The following is a 19,477-nucleotide window of genomic DNA, read 5'->3' on the forward strand; positions in this document are numbered from 1 at the left end:
GGTGATCGGCCGGAGGCTCAGGTCAACGGCAGCGGCGGTGGACCTCGTCCACCCGCTCGGTGATCCCGCGCCTGTCGAGGTGTTCCAGCAGCGGCACCGCGACCCTCCTGCTGGTGTCGAGGGCGCGCCTGGCCTCGCTGACGGTGAAGGGCTGCGGCAGCCGTCTCAGCAGCTCCGCCGCCCTGGCGTCCGCGCCGGGCAGCAGCACGACGCCTTCGGCCACGCGCAGCAGGCTCCCCGCCCGTACGGCCGCCGCCACCTCCCGGACGCCCAGCCCCAGCTGGGTCAGCCGCCAGGCCTCCGGCGCCTGGAAGGGATGGGCGGACAGCTCCGCCCTCAGCCGCTCGACAGCCCTGGCCACCGGCGTGGGCAGCCCGGAAGGCCGGGTGAGGATCCGGCCCCCTGCGACCGTGAACGGCGGCCGTACCAGCGCGGCGACCAGCCGCCGGTCGGGCAGGGCGAGCTCGTGCCTGGCCGCTTCGAGAGGCATGCCGGGATCCAGCGGGTGCTCGGCCGCATACCGCAGGGCCACCTCGGTCAGTCGCCTGGCCAGCTCCTCCCAATGCTCTGGGCAGGCGTACCAGTCGTCGCAGACCGGGTGTCCGCCGTGCTCCCCCACCATGGCGATCAGGTCGGCCGCTCGCAGCAGCCGATGGAGGCGCAGGGCGGAGGCCGCGTCCGGCGCGGCCGGCTCCAGCCGCGCGGCGCGCGCCCGCGCCGCGCCCCTGCGGCCGAGCGCCGGGGGGCGCACGTCGAGCACGCTCGCCCCTGCCAGCACCCGCACCTCGCTCCGGTCGCGGCCAGGGTCGCGCAGCAGCAGCACGTCTCCGAGGTGGAGCGGGAGCGGGGCGGCCAGGCGCAGCCGCACGATGCCGCCACCGAGCGGCCGCACCTCGCACGCCACCGCCGCCGACCCGATGTGCGCGGTGAGCCGCCTGGGCAGGCGCCGCTCCTCGCCGCCATCGTCCCCCGGTCCGCGGCCGGAGTCCCGGAGGGCTCCGACAGGCGAGATGCGGACGTCGACCAGGTCCGTGGAGGTCCATCGCCCGGGTGTGACCAGGGCCCGGCCTCGCTCGGGAAGGCCGCGGCCCCGCAGGTTCACCGCCACCCTGGCGACCCCGGTCACCGCGGACAGCGGCTCCTTGAGGGACTCCAGCGCCCGCACCCGTACCGGCTCGCCGCCGAGCGCCAGCTCGTCACCCACCGAGATCGTGCCCTCGGGCAGGGTCCCGGTCACGACCGTGCCGCTGCCGATCACGGTGAACACCCTGTCGATCCACAGCCGGACCGGCGCCTCAGGATCGGGCGAGGGCAGCCCTGCCACCAGCCGGTCCAGCGCCTCCCTCAGCTCGCCGAGCCCCTGACCGGTACGCCCGCTCACCCCCACCGCCTCGACGCCACCCGGCCCTGCCACATCCCCCGCTCCACCCAGCCCGGCGGCGGCCAGGCGGGTCCGTGCCTGCTCGATCGCCGGGCCGGGGTCGGCGAGGTCGGCGCGCGTCACCGCGAGCAGGCAGTGCCGTACGCCGAGGGCCTCCAGCGCCACCAGGTGCTCCTCGGACTGCGGCATCCAGCCCTCGTCGGCGGCCACCACGAACATGACGGCCGGCACGGGGCCGACCCCGGCCAGCATCGTGCCGAGGAACCGCTCGTGGCCGGGAACGTCCACGAAGGCGAGGCTCCGCCCCGAGGGCGAGGTCGTCCATGCGTAGCCCAGCTCGATCGTCAGCCCCCGCCGCCGCTCCTCCTCCAGCCGGTCGGGCTCCATCCCGGTGAGCGCCCGCACCAGCGTGGACTTGCCGTGATCGACGTGACCCGCCGTGGCGACGACGTGCATCAGCCGCTCGCCAGGAGGATCGCGCGGGCCACATCGCCGTCCCGGTCGCCGGGAACGGTGCGCAGGTCGAGCAGCAGCCGCCCGCCCTCGATCCGGCCGACGACCGGTGGATCGCCGGTTCGCAGCGGTACGGCGAGCCGCTCGGGCAGGCTCACGGCGGCGCTCGGCAGCGTGACGCCGGGAGCTCCCCCGCCCCCCACAGCGGCCTCGCTCGGCACGGCTCGCGCGTCGACCCCCGCACCGGCCAGCTTGCCGGCGAGCGCCGCGGCCCGTTCGCCGAGCGCCGCCGGATCGGCGTACAGCGCCTGTCGGACAGGGACGGCAGGACCCCTGAGAGTGGCCTCCAGTGCCGCCAGCGTCAGCTTGTCGACCCGCAGCGCGCGGGCGAGCGGGTGCCGTCTGCACCGTTCGACCAGGTCGCGGCGGCCGAGGAGGAGCCCTGCCTGCGGACCGCCGAGCAGCTTGTCGCCGCTGGCGGTCACGAGATCCGCCCCGGCCTCGAGCACGGTCGTCGCGTCCGGCTCGGCGGGCAGCAGCGGCTCGCGGGTGAGGAGGCCTGAGCCGATGTCGGCCACGACGGGCACGCCGAGCCCGGTCAGCTCCGACACCTCGGCGGAGCCGGTGAACCCCTCGATCCGGAAGTTGGACGGGTGCACCTTGAGCACGCATCCGGTCTCCGGTCCCACGGCCGCCGCGTAGTCGCGGTAGGAGGTGCGGTTGGTGGTGCCCACTTCGCGCAGCCGCGCCCCTGTGGAGACGAGCAGGTCGGGGATGCGGAACCCGTCGCCGATCTCCACCAGCTCGCCGCGGCTGATCAGGATCTCCCGGCCCGCGGCGAGCACGGTGGCCACCAGGACGAGCGCGGCGGCGTTGTTGTTGACGACGTGCACGTCCTCGGCGGCCGGCACGGCGCGGGTGAGCGCGTCCAGCGCGCCCCGCCCGCGACGGGCCCTGGCGCCGGTCCGAAGGTCGAACTCCACGTCGGCGGCGCCTGCCGCGGCCGCCATCGACTCGACCGCGGCGAGCGACAGCGGCGCCCTGCCGAGGTTGGTGTGGATCAGCACGCCGGTCGCGTTGATCACCGCGCGCAGGCTCGCGGCCTGTGGCGGGAGCGCCGCCACCGCCGCGTCCGCGACCTCCTCCGGGCCGATCTCGCCGAGTCGCGCCCGCTGCTGGGCCCGCGCCACCGCGTCCTTGACGACCGACCTGCCCAGCCGCCCGCCTGCCGCGACCAGCCGCGGGTCGGCGAGCACGGCGTCGGTACGTGGCACGTGCCTTCGTGGATCCACCCTTCGAAAATAGAGCGGAGGCGGACGGGAATCGAACCCGCCAGGCCGAGGACCTCGGCCTCGTCGGTTTTGAAGACCGCGGGGGCCACCAGGCGCCCACACGCCTCCAAGGGAGAACATACTCGCAGGTGGGTAGGGGCTGATGCGGCACACACCGTCGCGATCCACCTGAGGACGCCATGACACTCACCACCCGGCAGGGGCAGGGCACGGTCCGGCTGACGCAGTACGCGCACGGGGGCGGCTGCGCCTGTAAGATCCCGCCCGGCGAGCTGGAGGCCATCGTGGCGGGGCTTGTCAGCCGGCCCGTGGCCTCCCCCGCCGGCGAGTTGCTCATCGGTCTCGACGACGGGGACGACGCCGCGGTGGTCCGTGTCGACGGCGGCCGGGCGATCGTGGCCACCGCCGACTTCTTCACGCCCGTGGTGGACGACCCCTACGACTGGGGCCGCGTCGCGGGGGCCAATGCCCTGTCGGACGTCTACGCGGTGGGCGGGGAGCCGCTGGTGGCGGTCAACCTGCTCGGCTGGCCCAGGCAGACGCTGCCACTGGAGCTGGCGAAAGAGGTGCTGCGCGGCGGCCTGGACGCGGCGCGGGCCGCGGGCTGCCACGTCGCGGGGGGCCACAGCGTCGACGACCCGGAGCCGAAGTACGGCATGGCCGTCACCGGCCTGGCCGATCCTGAACGGCTGCTGCGCATCGGCGGCGGCAGGCCCGGCCTGCCGATCTCCCTCACCAAGCCGCTCGGCATCGGGGTGCTCAACACCCGGCACAAGGCGACCGGCGAGGTGTTCCCGCAGGCGGTCGCCGCGATGACCGCGCTGAACCGCGACGCCTCCAGGGCCGCGCTGGCCGCCGGAGCGGTGTGCGCCACGGACGTGACCGGGTTCGGCCTGCTGGGCCACCTCTACAAGCTGGCCAGGGCGAGCGGGGTCACGGCCGTGGTCGACGTGGCGGCCGTGCCGTATGTGGAAGGGGCCCGTGAGGCGGCGCGCGGCGGCTACGTCAGCGGCGGCACCCGACGCAACCTCGACTGGGTGCGTCCCTGCCTCGACCCCGGCCGCTTCGGCGAGGAGGACCTGCTGCTGCTCGCCGACGCCCAGACCTCCGGCGGCCTCCTGGTGGCCGGCGAGATCCCCGGCGCGCCGGTCATCGGAGAGCTCATCCCGCTCTCCGGCCCTCACCTGCGACTCCGCTGAACGCCAGAGGCGGAGGGTCAGGCGGGTCGCTCGCCGTCGAGGCGCTGTCTCTGGGGTACGACCGTGTACTTCGGGTCGGCGGCCGAGGCTCGGCCGGCCGCCAGTATGCCGAAGCGGGTGCACAGGGCGCCGGCCGTGAGGGCGAGACCGGACAGGGCGGTGACCGTACGGCTGCGCCCGGCGACCGCGGCGAGCAGCCCGCCGCAGGCCGTCAGCGCGCGGGCCGAGCGCATCAGGCGGCCCGCCCTCCCCTGCCGGTACGGCTCGCCGGCCGGCCCCAGCCTGCGCTCCATCACCACGCCCGACACGGTCTCCATGGCGGCCCCGAGCACCGCCACCGCACGGGCTGGCCCCGCCTCCGCACGGGGCGTCGCCAGCATGCCCATCGCCCCCGCGCTGGCCAGCGCGCTCCCCGCGAACAGGAACGGCAGCTCCCTGTACGCCTCGTGCCAGGCGGGCACGGCGGTGTCGGCGACCAGGACGGCGGTGTAGGTGGCGGTCAGCGGGCCTGTCACGCCCGTGGCGAGGACCGCCGCGTCACCCACGACGGGCAGGATCCCGGTCAGCTCGGACGAGGCGGCGACCGCCGACAGCCCGCCCTGGGCGGCGAGGATCCATGAGCCCACGCTCATCGGCGAGGTCGGTTTGAACACGCGCAGCATGTTGAGGAAGCGTTCGGGCCTGCCCAGCTCGGCGGCGAGGAGGCCGGCGCCGGCGGCAGCCCCGAGTGCCGCCGCGACCCGGGTGGTGCGCGCGAGCCGGTGGTGCCCGGTGAACCCCGCCACCACGGCCATCATCGACGAAACCCCGGACAGACCTCCCAGGTACAGATAGGTCGGCATGTGGGGTTCGTGCCAGATCGGAGCCTTGATCACCGGCCGCCCGTAGTACGAGCGGAACTCGGCCTCCGGCACCATCGACCGCTCCCGCGTCACCGCCGCCCCCCGTCACGGAATCCCGCGAAGGCCACCGCCACCGCCCCCGCCACGGACAGCGCCGCGGCCCCCGCCCAGCGCCACATGGACGGCAGGTCGCGGGTGGTCACGACCGGATCCGGGGGCAGGCCGTACACCTCGGGCTCGTCCAGCAGCAGGAAGAACGCCCCCGCGCCGCCCACCCCGTCGTCAGGGCTCTCGCCGTACAGCCGGGCCTCGGAGTGCCCGTCGGCGTGCAGGCGCTCCAGCCGGTCCTCGGCCCGCTCCCTGAGCTCGTCGAGCGGGCCGAACTGGATCGAGTCGGTCGGGCAGGCCTTGGCGCACGCAGGTTCGAGCCCTCCGCGCTGCCGGTCGTAGCACATCGTGCACTTCCAGGCCCGCCCGTCGCCCTCCCTGCGGTCGATCACCCCGAACGGGCAGGCCGGCACGCAGTAGCCGCAGCCGTTGCAGATGTCCTCCTGCACCACCACCGTGCCGAACTCGGTCCGGAACAGCGCACCGGTCGGACACACGTCCAGGCACGCGGCGTGGGTGCAGTGCTTGCACACGTCCGACGACATCAGCCAGCGATCCACGCCGCTGTCGCCCTCGTCCTCCTTCATCCGCACGGTGCGCGTCTGCTCGATGAAGGCCACGTGTCGCCAGGTGCTCGCCCCGAGCTGCCCGGTGTTGTCGTAGGAGGTCGCCTCGAACACGAACCCGTCGTCGGGCAGCTGGTTCCACTCCTTGCAGGCCACCTCGCAGGCCTTGCAGCCGATGCAGACGCTGGTGTCGGTGAAGAAGCCCATCCGCTCAGTCATGGCGGTACACCTCCAGCAGGTCGAGCGCCGCCCGGCCCCTCGGCCGCCTGCCGGGACGTACGTCGCAGGTCGCGGCCTTGCTCTCCTGGATGTAGACGTTCGGGTCGAGCACCAGCGGCAGCAGGTCGTTGGTGACGTCGCCGGTCACCAGGCCGCCGCCGCCCCACCCCCAGTGGTAGGGCAGGCCGATCTGATGGATCGTCCTGCCCTGGATCCGCAGCGGCCGGACCCTGCCGGTGACCAGCACCCTGGCCTCGATCACGCTGCGGCTGGTCACGATCGTGGCCCAGCCGCCGTTGACCAGCCCGAGCTCGGCGGCCAGCTGGGGGGACACCTCGCAGAACAGCTCGGGCTGCAACTCGGCGAGGTAGGCCAGCGGCCGGCTCATGGCGCCCGCCGTGTGGTGCTCGGTGAGCCGGTAGGTGGTCAGCACGTACGGGAAGCGCGGCGATTCTGGCGGGTTGTAGGGGCTTTCCCTGCGCGCGTAGATCCGGCGCGCGGGGTTGGACTGCCGGCCGTACAGCGGGTTGCGGACCGGCGACTCGTGCGGCTCGTAGTGGGCGGGGAGCGGCCCGTCGGCCAGACCCGCCGGCACGTACAGCCAGCCCTTCCCGTCGGACTGCATGATGAACGGGTCGGTCCCCGCCAGCGCGGCCTCGGCCTTGGCGCCTTCGGGCGGCACGTAGTCCGGCGGCTTGTTCCGCTCGAAGTCGGGCACGTCGTGCCCGGTCCACTCGCCGCGCTCCGCGTCCCACCAGATGTACGCCTTGCGCTCGCTCCACGGGCGGCCCTCGGGGTCGGCGGAGGCCCGGTTGTAGAGGATCCGCCTGTTGGCCGGCCATGCCCAGCCCCATTCGGGCGCCACGGGCGTCTGCTCCCTCCCTGGCCTGCGCCGGGCGGCGTGGTTGACCTCGCCTGCGTAGACGCCGCAGTAGATCCAGCAGCCGCACGCGGTGGACCCGTCGGGCCTGAGCTGGGCGGAGGACGACAGCGCCCGCCCGTCAGGGCCCACACCGTTGATCTCGCGGAGCACGGCCGTCGCCGAGGGGTCCCGGTGCTCGCCCTCCTCCGGGTAGTCCCATGTCAGCTCGCGCAGCGGCCTGTCGATCTCGTCCCCGGTCAGCCGCTCGCGAAGGAGCCTGCCGAGGTGGTAGTAGAACCACAGGTCGCTGCGGCGGTCGCCGACCGGGTCGAGCGCCTTCTCCCGCCACTGCAGGAGCCGCTGCGTGTTGGTGAAGGTGCCCTCCTTCTCCACGTGGCTCGCGGCGGGAAGGAAGAACACCTCGGTGGCGATGTCCTCGGTGCGCATCTCCCCGGTCTCGAGTTCCGGACCGTCCTTCCAGAACGTGGCCGTCTCCACCAGCGTCAGGTCGCGTACCACCAGCCAGTCGAGGTTGGCCAGGCCGAGTCGCTGGGCGCGGCCGCCGGAGGAGCCGACCGCGGGGTTCTCTCCCACCACGAAGTAGCCCTTCACCGTCCCGTCGATCTGGCCCATCACGGTGGTGTAGTGACCGTGGTCGCCGGTCAGGCGCGGCAGGTGGTCGAAGCAGAAGTCGTTCTCCTCGGTGGCCGCCTCTCCCCACCAGGCCTTGAGCAGGCTCACCAGGTAGGAGCGCCGGTTGCCCCAGAAGCCGGTCTCGCCGCCCTCGCGCTCCAGGTAGTCGTCCAGGTTCTCGTGCCGGTGGGCGTGGGGCATGGCCAGGTAGCCCGGCAGGATGTTGAACAGCGTCGGGATGTCGGTCGAGCCCTGGATGCTCGCGTGCCCGCGCAGCGCCAGGATGCCGCCGCCGGGACGGCCCATGTTGCCCAGCAGCAGTTGGAGGATCGCGGCGGTGCGGATGTACTGCGCGCCCACCGTGTGCTGGGTCCAGCCGACGGAGTACACCCACGCGGTGGTGCGCTCCCTGCCGGAGTTGGCGGTGATCGCGTCGGCGAGCTCGGCGAAGTCCTCCGGCGGGATGCCGCAGAGCCGCTCCACCAGCTCCGGGGTGTAGCGGGCGAAGTGCCGCCTGAGGATCTGGTAGACGCAGCGCGGGTGGCGCAGCGTCGGGTCCGTCGGCGGGCTGGGGTGCGCGGCGGCGCCGCCGGCGCCGTAGCGGTCCGCCCCCGCGGCCTTGGCGTGGTGCAGGCCGCCCTCCAGGGTCTCGCCCGGCGCCTGCTCGCCCGTGCTCTCGTACGACCAGCTCTTGGGGTCGTACGTACGCGTCTCGGGATCGAAGCCGGAGAACAGCCCGTCGAGATCCTCGGTGTCCCGGAAGTCCTCGGACACGAGGGTGGCGGCGTTGGTGTAGGCCAGCACGTACTCGCGGAAGTCCAGCTCGTTGGCGAGGACGTGGTTGATCAGGGCGCCGAGCAGCACGATGTCACTACCCGCGCGGATCGGCAGGTGGCGGTCGGCCAGCGCGCTGGTCCTGGTGAAGCGCGGGTCCACATGGAACACCTTCGCTCCCCGCGCCCTGGCCTCCACCACCCACTGGAAGCCCACCGGATGGCATTCGGCCATGTTGGAGCCCTGGATGACGATGCAGTCCGCACCAGCCAGGTCCTGCTGGAAGGTCGTCGCGCCGCCACGCCCGAAGCTGGTCCCCAGACCGGGGACGGTGGAGGAGTGTCAAATGCGCGCCTGGTTCTCCACCTGGATCGCGCCGAGGGCGGTGTAGAGCTTCTTCATCAGGTAGTTCTCTTCGTTGTCGAGCGTCGCCCCGCCCAGGCCGGCGATGCCCAGCGTGCGGCGCACGACCTTGCCCTCATGGGTCTGCTGCCAGGTGTCCCTTCGCGTCCTCAGCACCCGCTCGGCGATCATCTCCATCGCGGCGCCGAGGTCGAGCCGCTCCCACTCCGTGCCGTACGGCCTGCGGTACAACACGTGGGTCTGGCGGCCCGGATGGGTGACGAGCTGCTTGCTGGCCGAGCCCTTGGGGCACAGCCGGCCGCGCGAGATGGGCGAGTCGGGGTCGCCCTCGATCTGGCTGACCCGGCCGTCCTTGACGTAGACGAGCTGGCCGCAGCCGACGGCGCAGTAGGGGCAGACCGAGCGGGCGACCCTGTCGGCCTCCTCGGTGCGCGGCCTCAGGGCGTCGGTACGCGCCGAGCGCGCGGCGTCGCTCCTGCCGTCCTCTCCCTTGAGCTGCCGGAGCACCGGCCACCGGGAGAACCACCTCCCACCTGCCACAATGCGAATCCTGCCCCGGTCTGTCCGGCTTAACCGTAGGCGCGCAGCCGGAGGCCGGGGTGTCAGGCGGGTCGGCGGCGGTGGCGCTGGTAGTGACGCGCGCCCCTGGCCCGGTTGCCGCAGGCCGCTGAGCACCATTCCCTGCGGGGATGGTTCTTGAGGAAGTACAGGACGCATCCGGGGCCCTGGCAGGCGCGCAGCCGTAGCCGGTCGTCCTGGCCGAACAAGACGACGGCCTCCTCGGCGATCGCCGAGACGATGGCGGCAGCCGCCTGGCCGCTGGTGCGGGTATGCAGGGTGGGAGGGCCGCCGGGTGTCCAGACCAGCGCCGACCAGCGCGGCAGCGCGCCGGCGGCCTCGTTGACCGCGGTGACGGCGGCCTGCAGGTCGCTCGTCGCCGAAGCCGCCGCGGAGCGCGGATCACCGGTGGCCTCGGCGGCCAGCCGTCGCAGCGCATCGCGCAGGCGGACCAGCCGCTGGGTCAGGTGGTCGAGGTCGCCGGGCGCCAGGGCGTCGAGATCGGCGACGCTCAGGTGGTCCAGGCCAGGGGCGACGGCGCGCAGCCAGGCCATGGCGGCGGCGGGCTCGTCCAGCGCGTCATGAACGCCGTCACGGTCGGCCCAGACGGTGTTCATCAGCTCCACCGGCAATGCCTCGCCCAGAAGCGGCGCGCGTGTTCGCATGCCGTCACCCTACCGATCCCTCTAACGGTTGAAGTCGCATGCATCCGTTCGCGTCTTCGTCGGCGTCAGCTCTCTCAGTCCATGAACCCGGATGGTCTGGCCCAGGTGGCCCAGCGCAGCCCACGAGTCGGGTCTCGCGGCTCGCGACCGTGCTTTCGGCCGATTCAGTGCGCGGCGGCCGTGCATCGCCAGGGCGGGCCGGGCCTTCCGCAGGTCGTGCGGCCGTTCGGCAAGACCGTGGGGGCCGGCCGCCACACAGTCCGTTGATCTTTTCGGCATCGCCGGCGGCGGCCCTCTTGCGGACCTGCCGCGCCCGTGGTCATGCTCGGTTTCCCAGCACGAGTCGATCTCGGGAGGCGCGGTGCACACCAACGACCCCAGTGTCTCCCGCCGGAGCGGGCCGTGACGGTGACGGCGACACCTCCGGTGCGGCGAGCGAAGTCGGTCTCCGGGCGGGTGCGCACGCTGGCCGGGCTGTCCCTGGTGACGCTGACACTGCTGCTGGCCGCGATCCTGGGCGGCGCGGCGAGTACGGGCTCCGGCCTGCGCACCATCGGGCATGAGGCCGGGCCGCAGGTGCTCGCCACGACGGGCCTGCATCGGCAGATGTCGGAGATGGACGCGCTGGTGGCCGAGACCCTGCTGCTGGGCAGGGAGTACGGCCCGCAGCAGCAGGCCGACCTCACCAGCTACGACCAGCGGCGGCTGGAGATCTCCGAGAGCCTGCTCAAGGCCTACCGGCTGGCCCTGGACGACCCCGTCGAGCAGCGCACGGTCGAGTCGCTGATCGAGGGGCTGGGCCGCTACGAACGGCTGGCGGCCCAGGCACGGCTGCTGGACGTGCAGTCCGAGCACACCGCGGGACGGCCGCCCGACCACGTGGTCGAGGCCTATCAGAGGGCCACCGACCTCATGCACCGCGAACTGCTCCCCCAGGCCTACAACCTGACCCTGGAGACCGGGACGATCGTCAGGCGCGCGCACGACGCCGAGCGCTCGGCCACCTCGCTGGCCCGCACCGCCGTCATCGTCACCGGGCTGCTCGCGCTGGCCTGCCTGCTGGGTCTGCAGGCCTACCTGACCAGCAGGTTCCGCAGGGTCTTCGCGCCGGCCCTGGTGATCGCCACCGTGCTCACCGCGGCCGGCCTGGTGACCGGCACGGCCCTGCTCAACCGGCAGGGCCAGGCGCTGGAGGAGGCCAAGCGCCGCGGTTTCGACTCGGTGCTCACCCTGACCAGAGCTCGGGCGATCAGCAGGAGCATGCACGGGGACCAGAGCCGCTACCTGCTCGACCGCTTCCGCAAGGACACCTACGAACACACCTTCCTGGACAAGTCCCGGACCATCGCAGCCGTGGAGTCCACCAGCCTGCCCGACTACCAGAGCAAGCTGCGCGCGAACTTCCAGGGACTGCTCGGTGGTCTGACGCGCCAGGACCGCGAGCGACTCTTCGCCGTCTACCAGAGGTTCCAGCAGGCCGACGCGCGGATGCGGACCATGCGGGCCGAAGCGGCGATCAAGTTCTGGGACGGCGAGCTCACCCAGGCCTACGAGAGCTACGACAAGGTGCTGGAGGAGCTGGTCCGGCGGCACGAGTCCGACTTCGAGCGCGCCATCGACAGCGGCGACGGAGCCCTGGAGACGCTGTGGCGGTCGATCCCCGCCGGGCTGGCCGCCGGCGCCCTGCTCGTGCTGGTCGGTGTCTGGCCACGGCTCAGGGAGTACCGGTGAGAAGACTGCTGATCTGCCTGATGCTGCTGCTCACCGCCTGCGGCGCCGCGCGGCAGGAATCCGTCATGGACGACGACGAGCTCGTCGTCGCCATCCGCTCCGACGTCCCGCTGATCAGTTTCAAGGGGCAGGACGGCGCCTACGACGGCTTCAACATCGACGTGGCGAAGGACCTCGTCTTCCGGCTGGGCAAGCGGATCCGCTGGCTGGAGATCAAGGCAGGCGACCAGCTCACCGTGCTCACGGACGGGCGTGCCGACCTGGTCTTCGCCCACATGTCGGTCACCCCTGAGCGCAAGAAGGTGATCGACTTCGCCGGGCCGTACCACGTCGACTTCCAGGACATCGCGGTACGGCCGGCCGACAAGGGCGCCATCCGTGACGTCCGCGACCTGAAGGGCCGCAGGATCTGCTGGGTGCGCGGCACCAACATCGCCCAGCGGATCGTCGACGAGCGCCGGGTCGAGGCGATCGTCGTCCCGGCACCCGACTACAACGTCTGCCTGGAGATGATCGAGGACGGCAGGATCGACGCCATCTCCACCAACAGCCAGATCCTGGCGGGGCTGCTCACCAAGCCGGGCGTCGACCTGCACCTGGTCGGCGCGACTTTCAACGAGCAGCGCACGTCGATCGGCGTGCGCAAGGGCGACGTCGACGGCTGCGAGGAGCTCAACAGGGCCATTACCCGGATGTACCAGGACGGCACGGCGCACATGTTGCTGGACAAGTGGTTCGGCAAGTCGGGCATCGACCTGTCGGTGATCTCGGTCCCGCAGTTCGAGGGCTGCTCCTAGGCGGGCGGCCCAGCGATCTCCGCGCTGAACCTGTCGACGAGCGCCTGCTTGGCGCGCCCGGCGACCTCCACATCGTAGGAGACCAGCTTGACCGTCGCGGGGTCGGCCGCCTTGGAGTGCGCAGGCACCTTGGTGTTGGTGGGCAGGGCGTAGAACTTCACCAGCGGCCCCAGCCGCTGGGATGCTCCGCTCAGCGCCCAGTCGACGTACGTCCGCGCGCTGTCGGGGTTGTGCGCCCCGGCCAGCACGGCCAGGCCGCCGAGCTCGTAACCGGTGCCCTCCTGCGGGAAGGTCACCTCCAGGTTCGGATAGCCCTGTTCCTGGGCGGCGACGCAGTCGTGGGAGAAGACCACGCCGACCGCCGCCTCCTCCTTGGCCGCCTGCAGGGCGGCCGCGCTGCCGGAGGAGTTGTATCGCAGCACGTTCGGGTGGAGACCGCGCAGGTAGCCGAGCGCCGCGTCCTGATCGCCGCCGCTGAGCTCCACGTGCGTCCACAGAGCGGTGTAGGCGGTTCCCGAGGTGGCCGGATGGGCGATGGCGACGCTGCCGCGCAGCCGCTTGTCCAGCAGCTCCCGCCAGGAGCGGATCGGCTTCATGCCTCGCTTGGCCAGCTCCTTGGTGTTGTTGCAGAAGGCCAGCACGCCGGCGTAGATGCCGCTCCAGGCGTTCTCCGGATCAGCCCACTGCTGCCGGATCTCACCGGATTTCTCGGATTTGTACGGCTCCAGCAGGCCCTGGCTCTTGGCGGCCACGTAGGAGTCGGCCGGACCGCCGTGCCAGACGTCGAACTCCTGCCGCGCCCTGGCCGTCTTGATCCGCTCCAGCGCCTCTCCACTCGACAGCCGGACGAAGTCGGCCTCCACGCCGGTGGAGTCGGAGAACCTCTTGACCATCATCGCGCACCATTGCTCGCTCGCGCCGCACGCGACCGTGATCTTGTCCCGTCTCGGCGTCGAACATCCCGCGGCCAGCAGGACCGCTACCAATGCGATGGCCAACCGCCTCATTGACCCTCCAAGGGGTTCGCCGACATCCCGCCCGTGTGCCCGATCCCATTCGACACTCCGTCACGAGAGTCACGCAACCGATCTCCCCTGGCCGACCTCCCAGAGGAAGGTCGGCTCCAGGGGAGGCAGGTGATGACAGAGGGGACACCATTCGGGTGGGACACGTACATCCCCGGCCAGTCCGTGGTGATCGCGGGTCTGCGCGAGTCGCCCGGCGCTGCGCTCATTCGACGGGGATCGTCAGTCGCTCGCGTTCCGCGATGGCCTCGATCTCGGCCGGGGTGCCGGCCATGATCGTGCGCACATTCTCGGTGACCAGTTCCACCGGCCAGTCCCACCAGGCCTCGCGCCGCAGCCTCGCGACGTCGTCCGGCGCGAACCTGGCGCGGATGGCCTTGGCCGGGTTGCCGCCCACGATGGTGTACGGCGGGACGTCGCCGGTGACCAGGGCTCCTGCAGCGACGATCGCGCCGTCGCCGATCCGTACGCCACGATCAGCTGTGGCGTGAGCTTGCTCATCAGACTCCTCCGGCATCGAAGATGACGATCTTGCCACCTGCCCGTGAGAGAAGCGATCGAATGCCCCATCACCGCTTCAGGCATCCCGCGATGCGCAGAAGGCGGCCGCCGCCGAGACGTCGACCTGCCCGGCGAGCTCCCGGCTCGCCGCTGTGCCGGGCACCCGCGCTGAGCCGCTGGCCGGCCGGAAGCCAAGGCTATGAGGCCCCCGACCAGGCGCTCAGCGGGCCCGGCCGGCAGGTGCGCGCCCAGATCCGCGAGAGGAACGGCGGCGGGCAGGGCAGTGAGCACCACGACCAGCGCGGCGAAGAAACTTGGACACCCTGTTCGCGGAGATCGTCAAGCTGGAGCGGCTGAAGGCGACCGGGCCGCCGCCGGAGTCGTTCGACGGGTGTCGGAGAAGGTGGTAAGAGGGAGACGACGTGATCATCGCCTCCTGCAAGGGTGTGAAGGACTGGATGCCCCAGCCGGACGAACCAGTGGAGACAAAGGTGTTGGACGAGGACATCACAGAGCAGCAGGCCGGCATCGTCGCCCGGCTGATCCACCATACGCACACCCCACTCGCCGGCTCCGTGTACATCCGCGGAATTCTTCCGGCCCCGGCATCCGCGCCATCGGTGTGCGTGCTCCTCGGCCCCCCGAACGGATCAGTCGACGAACCAGACCAGATGGTCGGCTACGACATCCCCTTACGCGTCGACGACCACTACCTGACCGGCATGGACATCACCGGGATCCTCCGCACGATCTGCACAGGCAGCGGCCTCGACCCCGGCAGTCACGTCAGCGACGTGATGGGAATCCCCCTCATCACGGTGGATCCCCTGTCCGTCGCTCCCTCCGCACGCACACCCGAGGACAACGCCTACACGATCCTGCGCACCCTCGTGTGCCCCTGGACAGAAAGACGGCTTGATCCGCTGCTGCTCGGATTCCTCTTCCGCACCGCAGACACACTCCGGCTCTACCTGGCCTCCAGCAAAGTCCCGCAAGGCGTCGTCGCGGTGGACACGCGTCCATCAGGAGCCCTCACAGCGCTCTTGACCGCGCTTCCATCCCTCATCACCGAGACCCACCGCTACGCCGAACCCGATCCTCACTGCATCCGCCTGGTCGACCTCACCGACTGGTAGGAGCCACCTGCTCTGCTGCGGATCCAGACGCCCGCCGAACCGGGAGGAACGGTCGCTCGCGGTCGGTGGAGTGGAGCGAGAGGGTGCTTCCCGAACCTGTCGGCTCGGCTGAGCGGGCCGCCTCGACGCCCGAGGCCGGCGCCGACGGCGGGGCGCGGCTGCGCTGCCGCGTGGGTTCGTCTCCCGCCGCTCCGTCCTACGGCCGCTCGGGCGGCCTCGCCGAGTCCGCGGGGGTGTGCTCCCAGCGTTCGGCCAGCAGGGCGGGAGCGGGTGCGGTGCCGGGCAGCGGCGGATGGCCCGGGCGCAGGCCGTCGAGAGCGATGGCGATCATGCGCCTGCGGGCGTTGCGGGCCGCGTCGGCCAGGTCGGTACGGCCCTGCCGGTCGAGCTGCTCGATCAGAGGGGACTTGCCGAGCTGCTCGATCAGCAGCGAGATGTCCATGGCCGTGACGTCCGGCCTGAGCACTCCTGCGACGTGCGCGCGCTCGACCAGCTCTCGCATCAGCTCGTCGGACCTGGTGAACCTGGTCGCCATGTCGTCGGTGACGGCGATCGTGCCCGCCAGCGGCCCGAGCGAGCCGCCGCTGAACTCGACGCTGGCGTTGACGTAGTGGACGAGCCCCTCCCAGGGGTCGTCGTGCTCAAGGCCGCGTTCGGCGGCCTCGATCCACTGGTCGAGCGAGAGCGCGCACAGGTGCTGGAAGAGCTCGTCCTTGGAGCGGTAGCGGCGGTAGAGGCTGGCGACACCGACGCCCGCGCGCGCGGCGATGGTCGCCACCGACGCATGGGCTCCGTCCACGGCCAGGACCTTCTTGGTGGCATCGAGCAGGGCGTAGTCGTTGCGCTCTGCTTCGGCGTGCCGGGGCGCTTTGCGGGCCATGCCTCCACTGTAGCGCCTTGCGAAGCGATTCACTCCGTTATAGCTTTCAAACGAAGCGAATCGATCCGTTTGGAGTGGCGTCATGCGAGCCGTGGTGATGGAAGAGTTCGGGGAGCCCGAGGTCCTGAGGGTGCGACAGGTCGACGACCCTGTGCCGGGCCCGGGGCAGGTGCTCGTGGCGGTGGCCTACGCGAGCATCACCTTCGTCGAGACGCAGGTGCGCTCGGGCGAGGGGCCCTTCGGCAGGCCGCCGCTGCCGCGCGTGCCGGGCAACGGCGTGGGCGGCCGCATCCTCGCCGTCGGGCCCGAGGTGGATCCGGCCCTGGTGGGAGCCGTCGTGGTCACCACCACCGGCGGCGAGGGCGGCTACGCCGAGCTGGCGCTGGCGCGGGCACAGGAGGTGGTCCCCGTCCCCGCGGGGCTGGAGCTGGAGGACGCGGTCGCCCTGCTGGCAGACGGACGTACGGCGCTGCTGCTGCACCGGCAGGCGGAGGTCGGGCCGGGACAGCGGGTCCTCGTGGAGGCCGCGGCGGGAGGCGTGGGCAGCCTGCTCGTGCAGCTCGCCGCCGCCGAGGGGGCCCAGGTGATCGGCGCCGCCCGAGGAGCGGGCAAGGCGGGGCTGGTCACCTCGCTGGGCGCGGCGGCCTACGTCGACTACTCCCTGCCCGGCTGGCTGGAGCAGGTCATGGAGGCGACCGGGGGCGCGGGAGTCGATCTGGTCTTCGACGGCGTCGGCGGCCGGATCGGCACAGTGGCGGTGGGCGCGCTGCGTGAAGGCGGACGCGTGAGCGTCTACGGAGTGGCGAGCGGCGTGGAGGCCGACCTGGACGAGGAGGAGCTTCGCAGGCGCTCCATCGGCGTCATCGGCCTCACCTCCGCGCCGAGCCCGGCCATGACCCGTGCTCTCATCGCCGACGCGCTCGATCTGGCGGCAGGCGGGAGGCTGCGGCCTGTCATCGGGCAGACCTTCCCGCTCGACGAGGCCGCGGCCGCGCACCGGGCGATCGAAGCGCGGGCCACCACGGGCAAGACCCTGCTCATCCCAGGCGCCCATGTCCGCGGCTGAAGCGCCGGAGCTCCCGGTCAGAGCCGGAGCGCGGGAGTGGGCCGCTCTGGCGGTCCTGGGCGTCCCCGCCGTCCTGGTCATGATGAACATGTCGGTGCTCTACCTCGCGCTGCCCAGCCTGAGCGCCGAGCTGAGACCCGGCGGCGCCCAGCTGCTGTGGATCACCGACATCTACGGCTTCATGGTCGCAGGAGCGCTCGTCACCATGGGGACGCTCGGCGACCGTCTCGGGCACCGCAGGATCCTGCTGATCGGGTCCGTCCTCTTCGCCTGCGCCTCCGTTCTCGCCGCCTGCTCCACCAGCGCGGGCATGCTCATCGCGGCGCGGGCGGTCCAGGGCGTCGCCGCGGCCTGCCTGGCGCCGTCCTCGCTGGCGCTGATCGGCGCCCTGTTCCTCGACTCCAGGCAGCGCACCCTCGCCATCACGATCTGGATGACGGGCTTCATGGGCGGCGGCGCGCTCGGCCCGCTGATCGGGGGCGTGTTGCTGCACTTCTTCTGGTGGGGGGCGGTGTTCCTGCTCGCGGTTCCCGCCATGGCGCTGTTGCTGGTGACAGGGCCCTTCCTGATCCCCGAGTCGCGCGCCACGGCTGCTGGGCGGCTGGACGCGGCCAGTGTGGTCCTGTCACTCCTGACTCCCCTGGCGATCGTGTTCGGCATCAAGGAGCTCGCGGTCCACGGCTTCGCGCTGCCGTCCGCCGGGGTCCTGGCCGCCGGCCTGGTGATCGGCACGGTCTTCGTGCGCCGCCAGCGGCGGCTGGCCCACCCGCTGCTGGATCTGACGCTGTTCCGCATCCCCGCCTTCGCCGTGCCGGTCGGCGGCATGGTGCTCGTCGGCGTCCTGCTGTTCGGCACCAGCCTGCTCACCTCGCAGTACCTGCAACTGGTCCTCGGCTTCTCGCCGCTGGAGGCGGGCCTGTGGCAGCTGCCCACGGCGGTCACGGGCACCGTCGTGGCGCTGGTGGTCTCCGGCCTCACCGGCCGGATCCGCCCTGCCGTCCTCATGACGGCAGGAGCGGCCCTCTCCGTCGCGGGTCCTGTCCTGCTCACCCAGGCGGACGACAACCCCTTCGTCCTGGTGTGCGGCTCCGTCGCGCTCTTCGCGGGGCTGACCCCGTTCATGGCCCTGGGTACCAGCCTGGTGGTGGACGCGGCGCCGCCCGAACGCGCGGGGAGCGCCTCGGCGATCTCCGAGACCGGCGCCGAACTCGGCGGCGCGCTGGGCATCGCCGTCATGGGCAGCGTCGCCACCGGCGTCTACGGCGGTTACCTGACCGACCGCCTGCCCCCAGGGGTTCCGCCCGAGGTCGCCAGGGCCGCCCGCGAGACGTTGCCCGCCGCGCTCGAGGCCGCCCGGCGGCTTCCCGAGAGCATCGGCGTCCCGTTGGCCGGGGCCGCCAGGGAGGCCTTCACCCACAGCCTCCACGTCCACGCGCTCATCACGATCCCCCTGCTCGTCGCGCTGGCCCTGCTGACCCTGACCCTGCGGCGCACGACCCCGCGTTCGGCCGAAAGGACGCGATGATCATGCAAGCCGAGGTCTGCTTGTCCCGCCGCCGTCCGGGTTTCGCCTGGCCACGCCAGGTCAGTGATCAGGTAGGTCGCCCACACGCCGACATCCCGGCGCAGGAGGCGAGGGCGAACCCCAGGACGGCTGACGACAGGCTCGCTCAGTAGTCGGCGTAGATCTCGATCACATTGCCTTCGGGACCGCGAAGCCCCGTCACTCCGCGCGGCTCGGGTCACGGCGGGCGGCGGTCTCCTCCGGCTCCAAGGTGGGTGAAAAAATAGGACACAAGGTGTCAGGTTGGGGGTCGAGCATGGTGTCACCGGTCGGCGGTCGATGGCGGCCGCGGGCCGGGCCCTACGGATAGACAAGGACCTCCATGCGCGAAACGCCAGAAGAACTCAAAGAGCTCCAGGCCCTCCTCGATGCCTCCCTCTCCCGCTCCACCTCGCACCTCCGCTCGATCATCAACACCGAGCGCACGCTGACCGCGGAGCAGCTCACCCAGGTCCTTACCGGCATGTGCACCCTCGCCTTGTCCACCGTGACGGCGAAGGGCGAGCCCCGGATCAGCGGTGTGGACGGGCACTTCCTGCACGGAAAGTGGCACTTCGGCACGGCGCGTGACGCCGCCAAGGCCCGCCACCTCGCCGCCCGCCCCGCCGCCAGCGTCGCGCACATGCGCGGGGAGGACCTGGGCGTGTTCACGCACGGCACGGTGGAGATCCTCAACCCCCAGGACGGCGAGCCGGCCCCAGACTGGTCAGACCTGCTCGCGTATTTCAAGGACTTCTATGGCGACGACCTCTTCGACTGGGACAACGACGTGGTCTACTACCGGCTGCACCCGCACTGGATGACCGTCTACGCCCCCGATTTCGCGAAGCTCACCGCGGCTTCCCCGTCGTGATCCGCTACA

At 71.9% G+C, this 19,477-nt stretch carries 15 protein-coding genes, 1 tRNA gene and 1 pseudogene; 7 read left to right on the forward strand and 10 right to left on the reverse strand.

The window, feature by feature from the left end:
* Positions 1 to 22 precede the first annotated feature (22 nt).
* The 3 genes from ABFX55_RS19425 to ABFX55_RS19435 all read right to left on the reverse strand — a co-directional run bounded on the left by ABFX55_RS19425 (position 23) and on the right by ABFX55_RS19435 (position 3,234).
* Positions 23 to 1,837, reverse strand: coding sequence for a SelB domain-containing protein (locus tag ABFX55_RS19425; RefSeq protein WP_346122935.1), 1,815 nt, complete (start codon positions 1,835 to 1,837; stop codon positions 23 to 25).
* The gene (selA, locus tag ABFX55_RS19430; protein WP_346122937.1) at positions 1,837 to 3,126 is read right to left on the reverse strand and encodes an L-seryl-tRNA(Sec) selenium transferase; all 1,290 of its coding nucleotides are present in this window, start codon (positions 3,124 to 3,126) and stop codon (positions 1,837 to 1,839) included. Before selA ends, ABFX55_RS19425 begins: the two co-directional genes overlap by 1 nt.
* A gap of 15 nt (positions 3,127 to 3,141) precedes the next feature.
* Positions 3,142 to 3,234 (reverse strand) — tRNA-Sec (locus ABFX55_RS19435).
* Positions 3,235 to 3,305: 71 nt separating this feature from the next.
* Here ABFX55_RS19435 and selD point away from each other — a divergent pair.
* Entirely contained in the window at positions 3,306 to 4,325 is a 1,020-nt protein-coding gene (gene selD, locus ABFX55_RS19440; protein ID WP_346122939.1) for a selenide, water dikinase SelD, read from the forward strand.
* A 17-nt stretch (positions 4,326 to 4,342) separates the two neighbouring features.
* On the opposite strand, the gene nrfD is transcribed toward selD, so the two are convergent.
* The 4 genes from nrfD to ABFX55_RS19460 form a co-directional block, all read right to left on the reverse strand.
* Positions 4,343 to 5,260: an NrfD/PsrC family molybdoenzyme membrane anchor subunit gene (nrfD, locus tag ABFX55_RS19445; protein WP_346122941.1), complete on the reverse strand. Its 918-nt coding sequence runs from the start codon at positions 5,258 to 5,260 to the stop codon at positions 4,343 to 4,345.
* Complete coding sequence (locus ABFX55_RS19450; RefSeq protein ID WP_346122943.1) at positions 5,257 to 6,060, reverse strand: 4Fe-4S dicluster domain-containing protein; 804 nt, start codon at positions 6,058 to 6,060, stop codon at positions 5,257 to 5,259. Before ABFX55_RS19450 ends, nrfD begins: the two co-directional genes overlap by 4 nt.
* Entirely contained in the window at positions 6,053 to 9,232 is a 3,180-nt protein-coding gene (gene fdh / locus ABFX55_RS19455; RefSeq protein ID WP_346122945.1) for a formate dehydrogenase, read from the reverse strand. The genes ABFX55_RS19450 and fdh overlap by 8 nt, the downstream gene beginning before the upstream one ends.
* A gap of 62 nt (positions 9,233 to 9,294) precedes the next feature.
* Positions 9,295 to 9,915, reverse strand: a complete 621-nt coding sequence (locus ABFX55_RS19460) for a CGNR zinc finger domain-containing protein (protein WP_346122947.1) — start codon at positions 9,913 to 9,915, stop codon at positions 9,295 to 9,297.
* 402 nt (positions 9,916 to 10,317) lie between these two features.
* On the opposite strand from ABFX55_RS19460, the gene ABFX55_RS19465 reads away from it, so the two are divergent.
* Both ABFX55_RS19465 and ABFX55_RS19470 read left to right on the forward strand, forming a co-directional pair.
* Positions 10,318 to 11,646: a hypothetical protein gene (locus ABFX55_RS19465; protein ID WP_346122949.1), complete on the forward strand. Its 1,329-nt coding sequence runs from the start codon at positions 10,318 to 10,320 to the stop codon at positions 11,644 to 11,646.
* Complete coding sequence (locus ABFX55_RS19470) at positions 11,643 to 12,443, forward strand: substrate-binding periplasmic protein (protein WP_346122951.1); 801 nt, start codon at positions 11,643 to 11,645, stop codon at positions 12,441 to 12,443. The genes ABFX55_RS19465 and ABFX55_RS19470 overlap by 4 nt, the downstream gene beginning before the upstream one ends.
* On the opposite strand, the gene ABFX55_RS19475 is transcribed toward ABFX55_RS19470, so the two are convergent.
* Both ABFX55_RS19475 and ABFX55_RS49855 read right to left on the reverse strand, forming a co-directional pair.
* Positions 12,440 to 13,450: an ABC transporter substrate-binding protein gene (locus ABFX55_RS19475; protein ID WP_346122953.1), complete on the reverse strand. Its 1,011-nt coding sequence runs from the start codon at positions 13,448 to 13,450 to the stop codon at positions 12,440 to 12,442. The genes ABFX55_RS19470 and ABFX55_RS19475 overlap by 4 nt on opposite strands.
* 375 nt (positions 13,451 to 13,825) lie before the next feature.
* Positions 13,826 to 13,940: pseudogene (locus ABFX55_RS49855) on the reverse strand (antibiotic acetyltransferase); the annotation flags it as partial.
* A 451-nt stretch (positions 13,941 to 14,391) separates the two neighbouring features.
* On the opposite strand from ABFX55_RS49855, the gene ABFX55_RS19485 reads away from it, so the two are divergent.
* Positions 14,392 to 15,105, forward strand: a complete 714-nt coding sequence (locus ABFX55_RS19485; RefSeq protein WP_346122955.1) for a hypothetical protein — start codon at positions 14,392 to 14,394, stop codon at positions 15,103 to 15,105.
* A gap of 196 nt (positions 15,106 to 15,301) precedes the next feature.
* Here ABFX55_RS19485 and ABFX55_RS19490 read toward each other — a convergent pair whose 3' ends face one another.
* Positions 15,302 to 15,985 (reverse strand): TetR/AcrR family transcriptional regulator, encoded by a 684-nt coding sequence (locus tag ABFX55_RS19490; protein WP_346122957.1) that lies wholly within the window; start codon positions 15,983 to 15,985, stop codon positions 15,302 to 15,304.
* Positions 15,986 to 16,067: 82 nt separating this feature from the next.
* Here ABFX55_RS19490 and ABFX55_RS19495 point away from each other — a divergent pair, with 82 nt between their 5' ends.
* The 3 genes from ABFX55_RS19495 (at position 16,068) to ABFX55_RS19505 (ending at position 19,468) form a co-directional block, all read left to right on the forward strand.
* Complete coding sequence (locus ABFX55_RS19495) at positions 16,068 to 17,051, forward strand: zinc-binding dehydrogenase (RefSeq protein WP_346122959.1); 984 nt, start codon at positions 16,068 to 16,070, stop codon at positions 17,049 to 17,051.
* Positions 17,038 to 18,576 (forward strand): MFS transporter, encoded by a 1,539-nt coding sequence (locus tag ABFX55_RS19500; RefSeq protein ID WP_346122961.1) that lies wholly within the window; start codon positions 17,038 to 17,040, stop codon positions 18,574 to 18,576. Before ABFX55_RS19495 ends, ABFX55_RS19500 begins: the two co-directional genes overlap by 14 nt.
* Positions 18,577 to 18,937: 361 nt before the next feature.
* Positions 18,938 to 19,468, forward strand: a complete 531-nt coding sequence (locus tag ABFX55_RS19505; RefSeq protein ID WP_346122963.1) for a pyridoxamine 5'-phosphate oxidase family protein — start codon at positions 18,938 to 18,940, stop codon at positions 19,466 to 19,468.
* Positions 19,469 to 19,477: the final 9 nt, after the last annotated feature.

It is taken from the genome of Nonomuraea roseola, assembly GCF_039535395.1.
GTDB classification, from domain to species: domain Bacteria; phylum Actinomycetota; class Actinomycetes; order Streptosporangiales; family Streptosporangiaceae; genus Nonomuraea; species Nonomuraea roseola.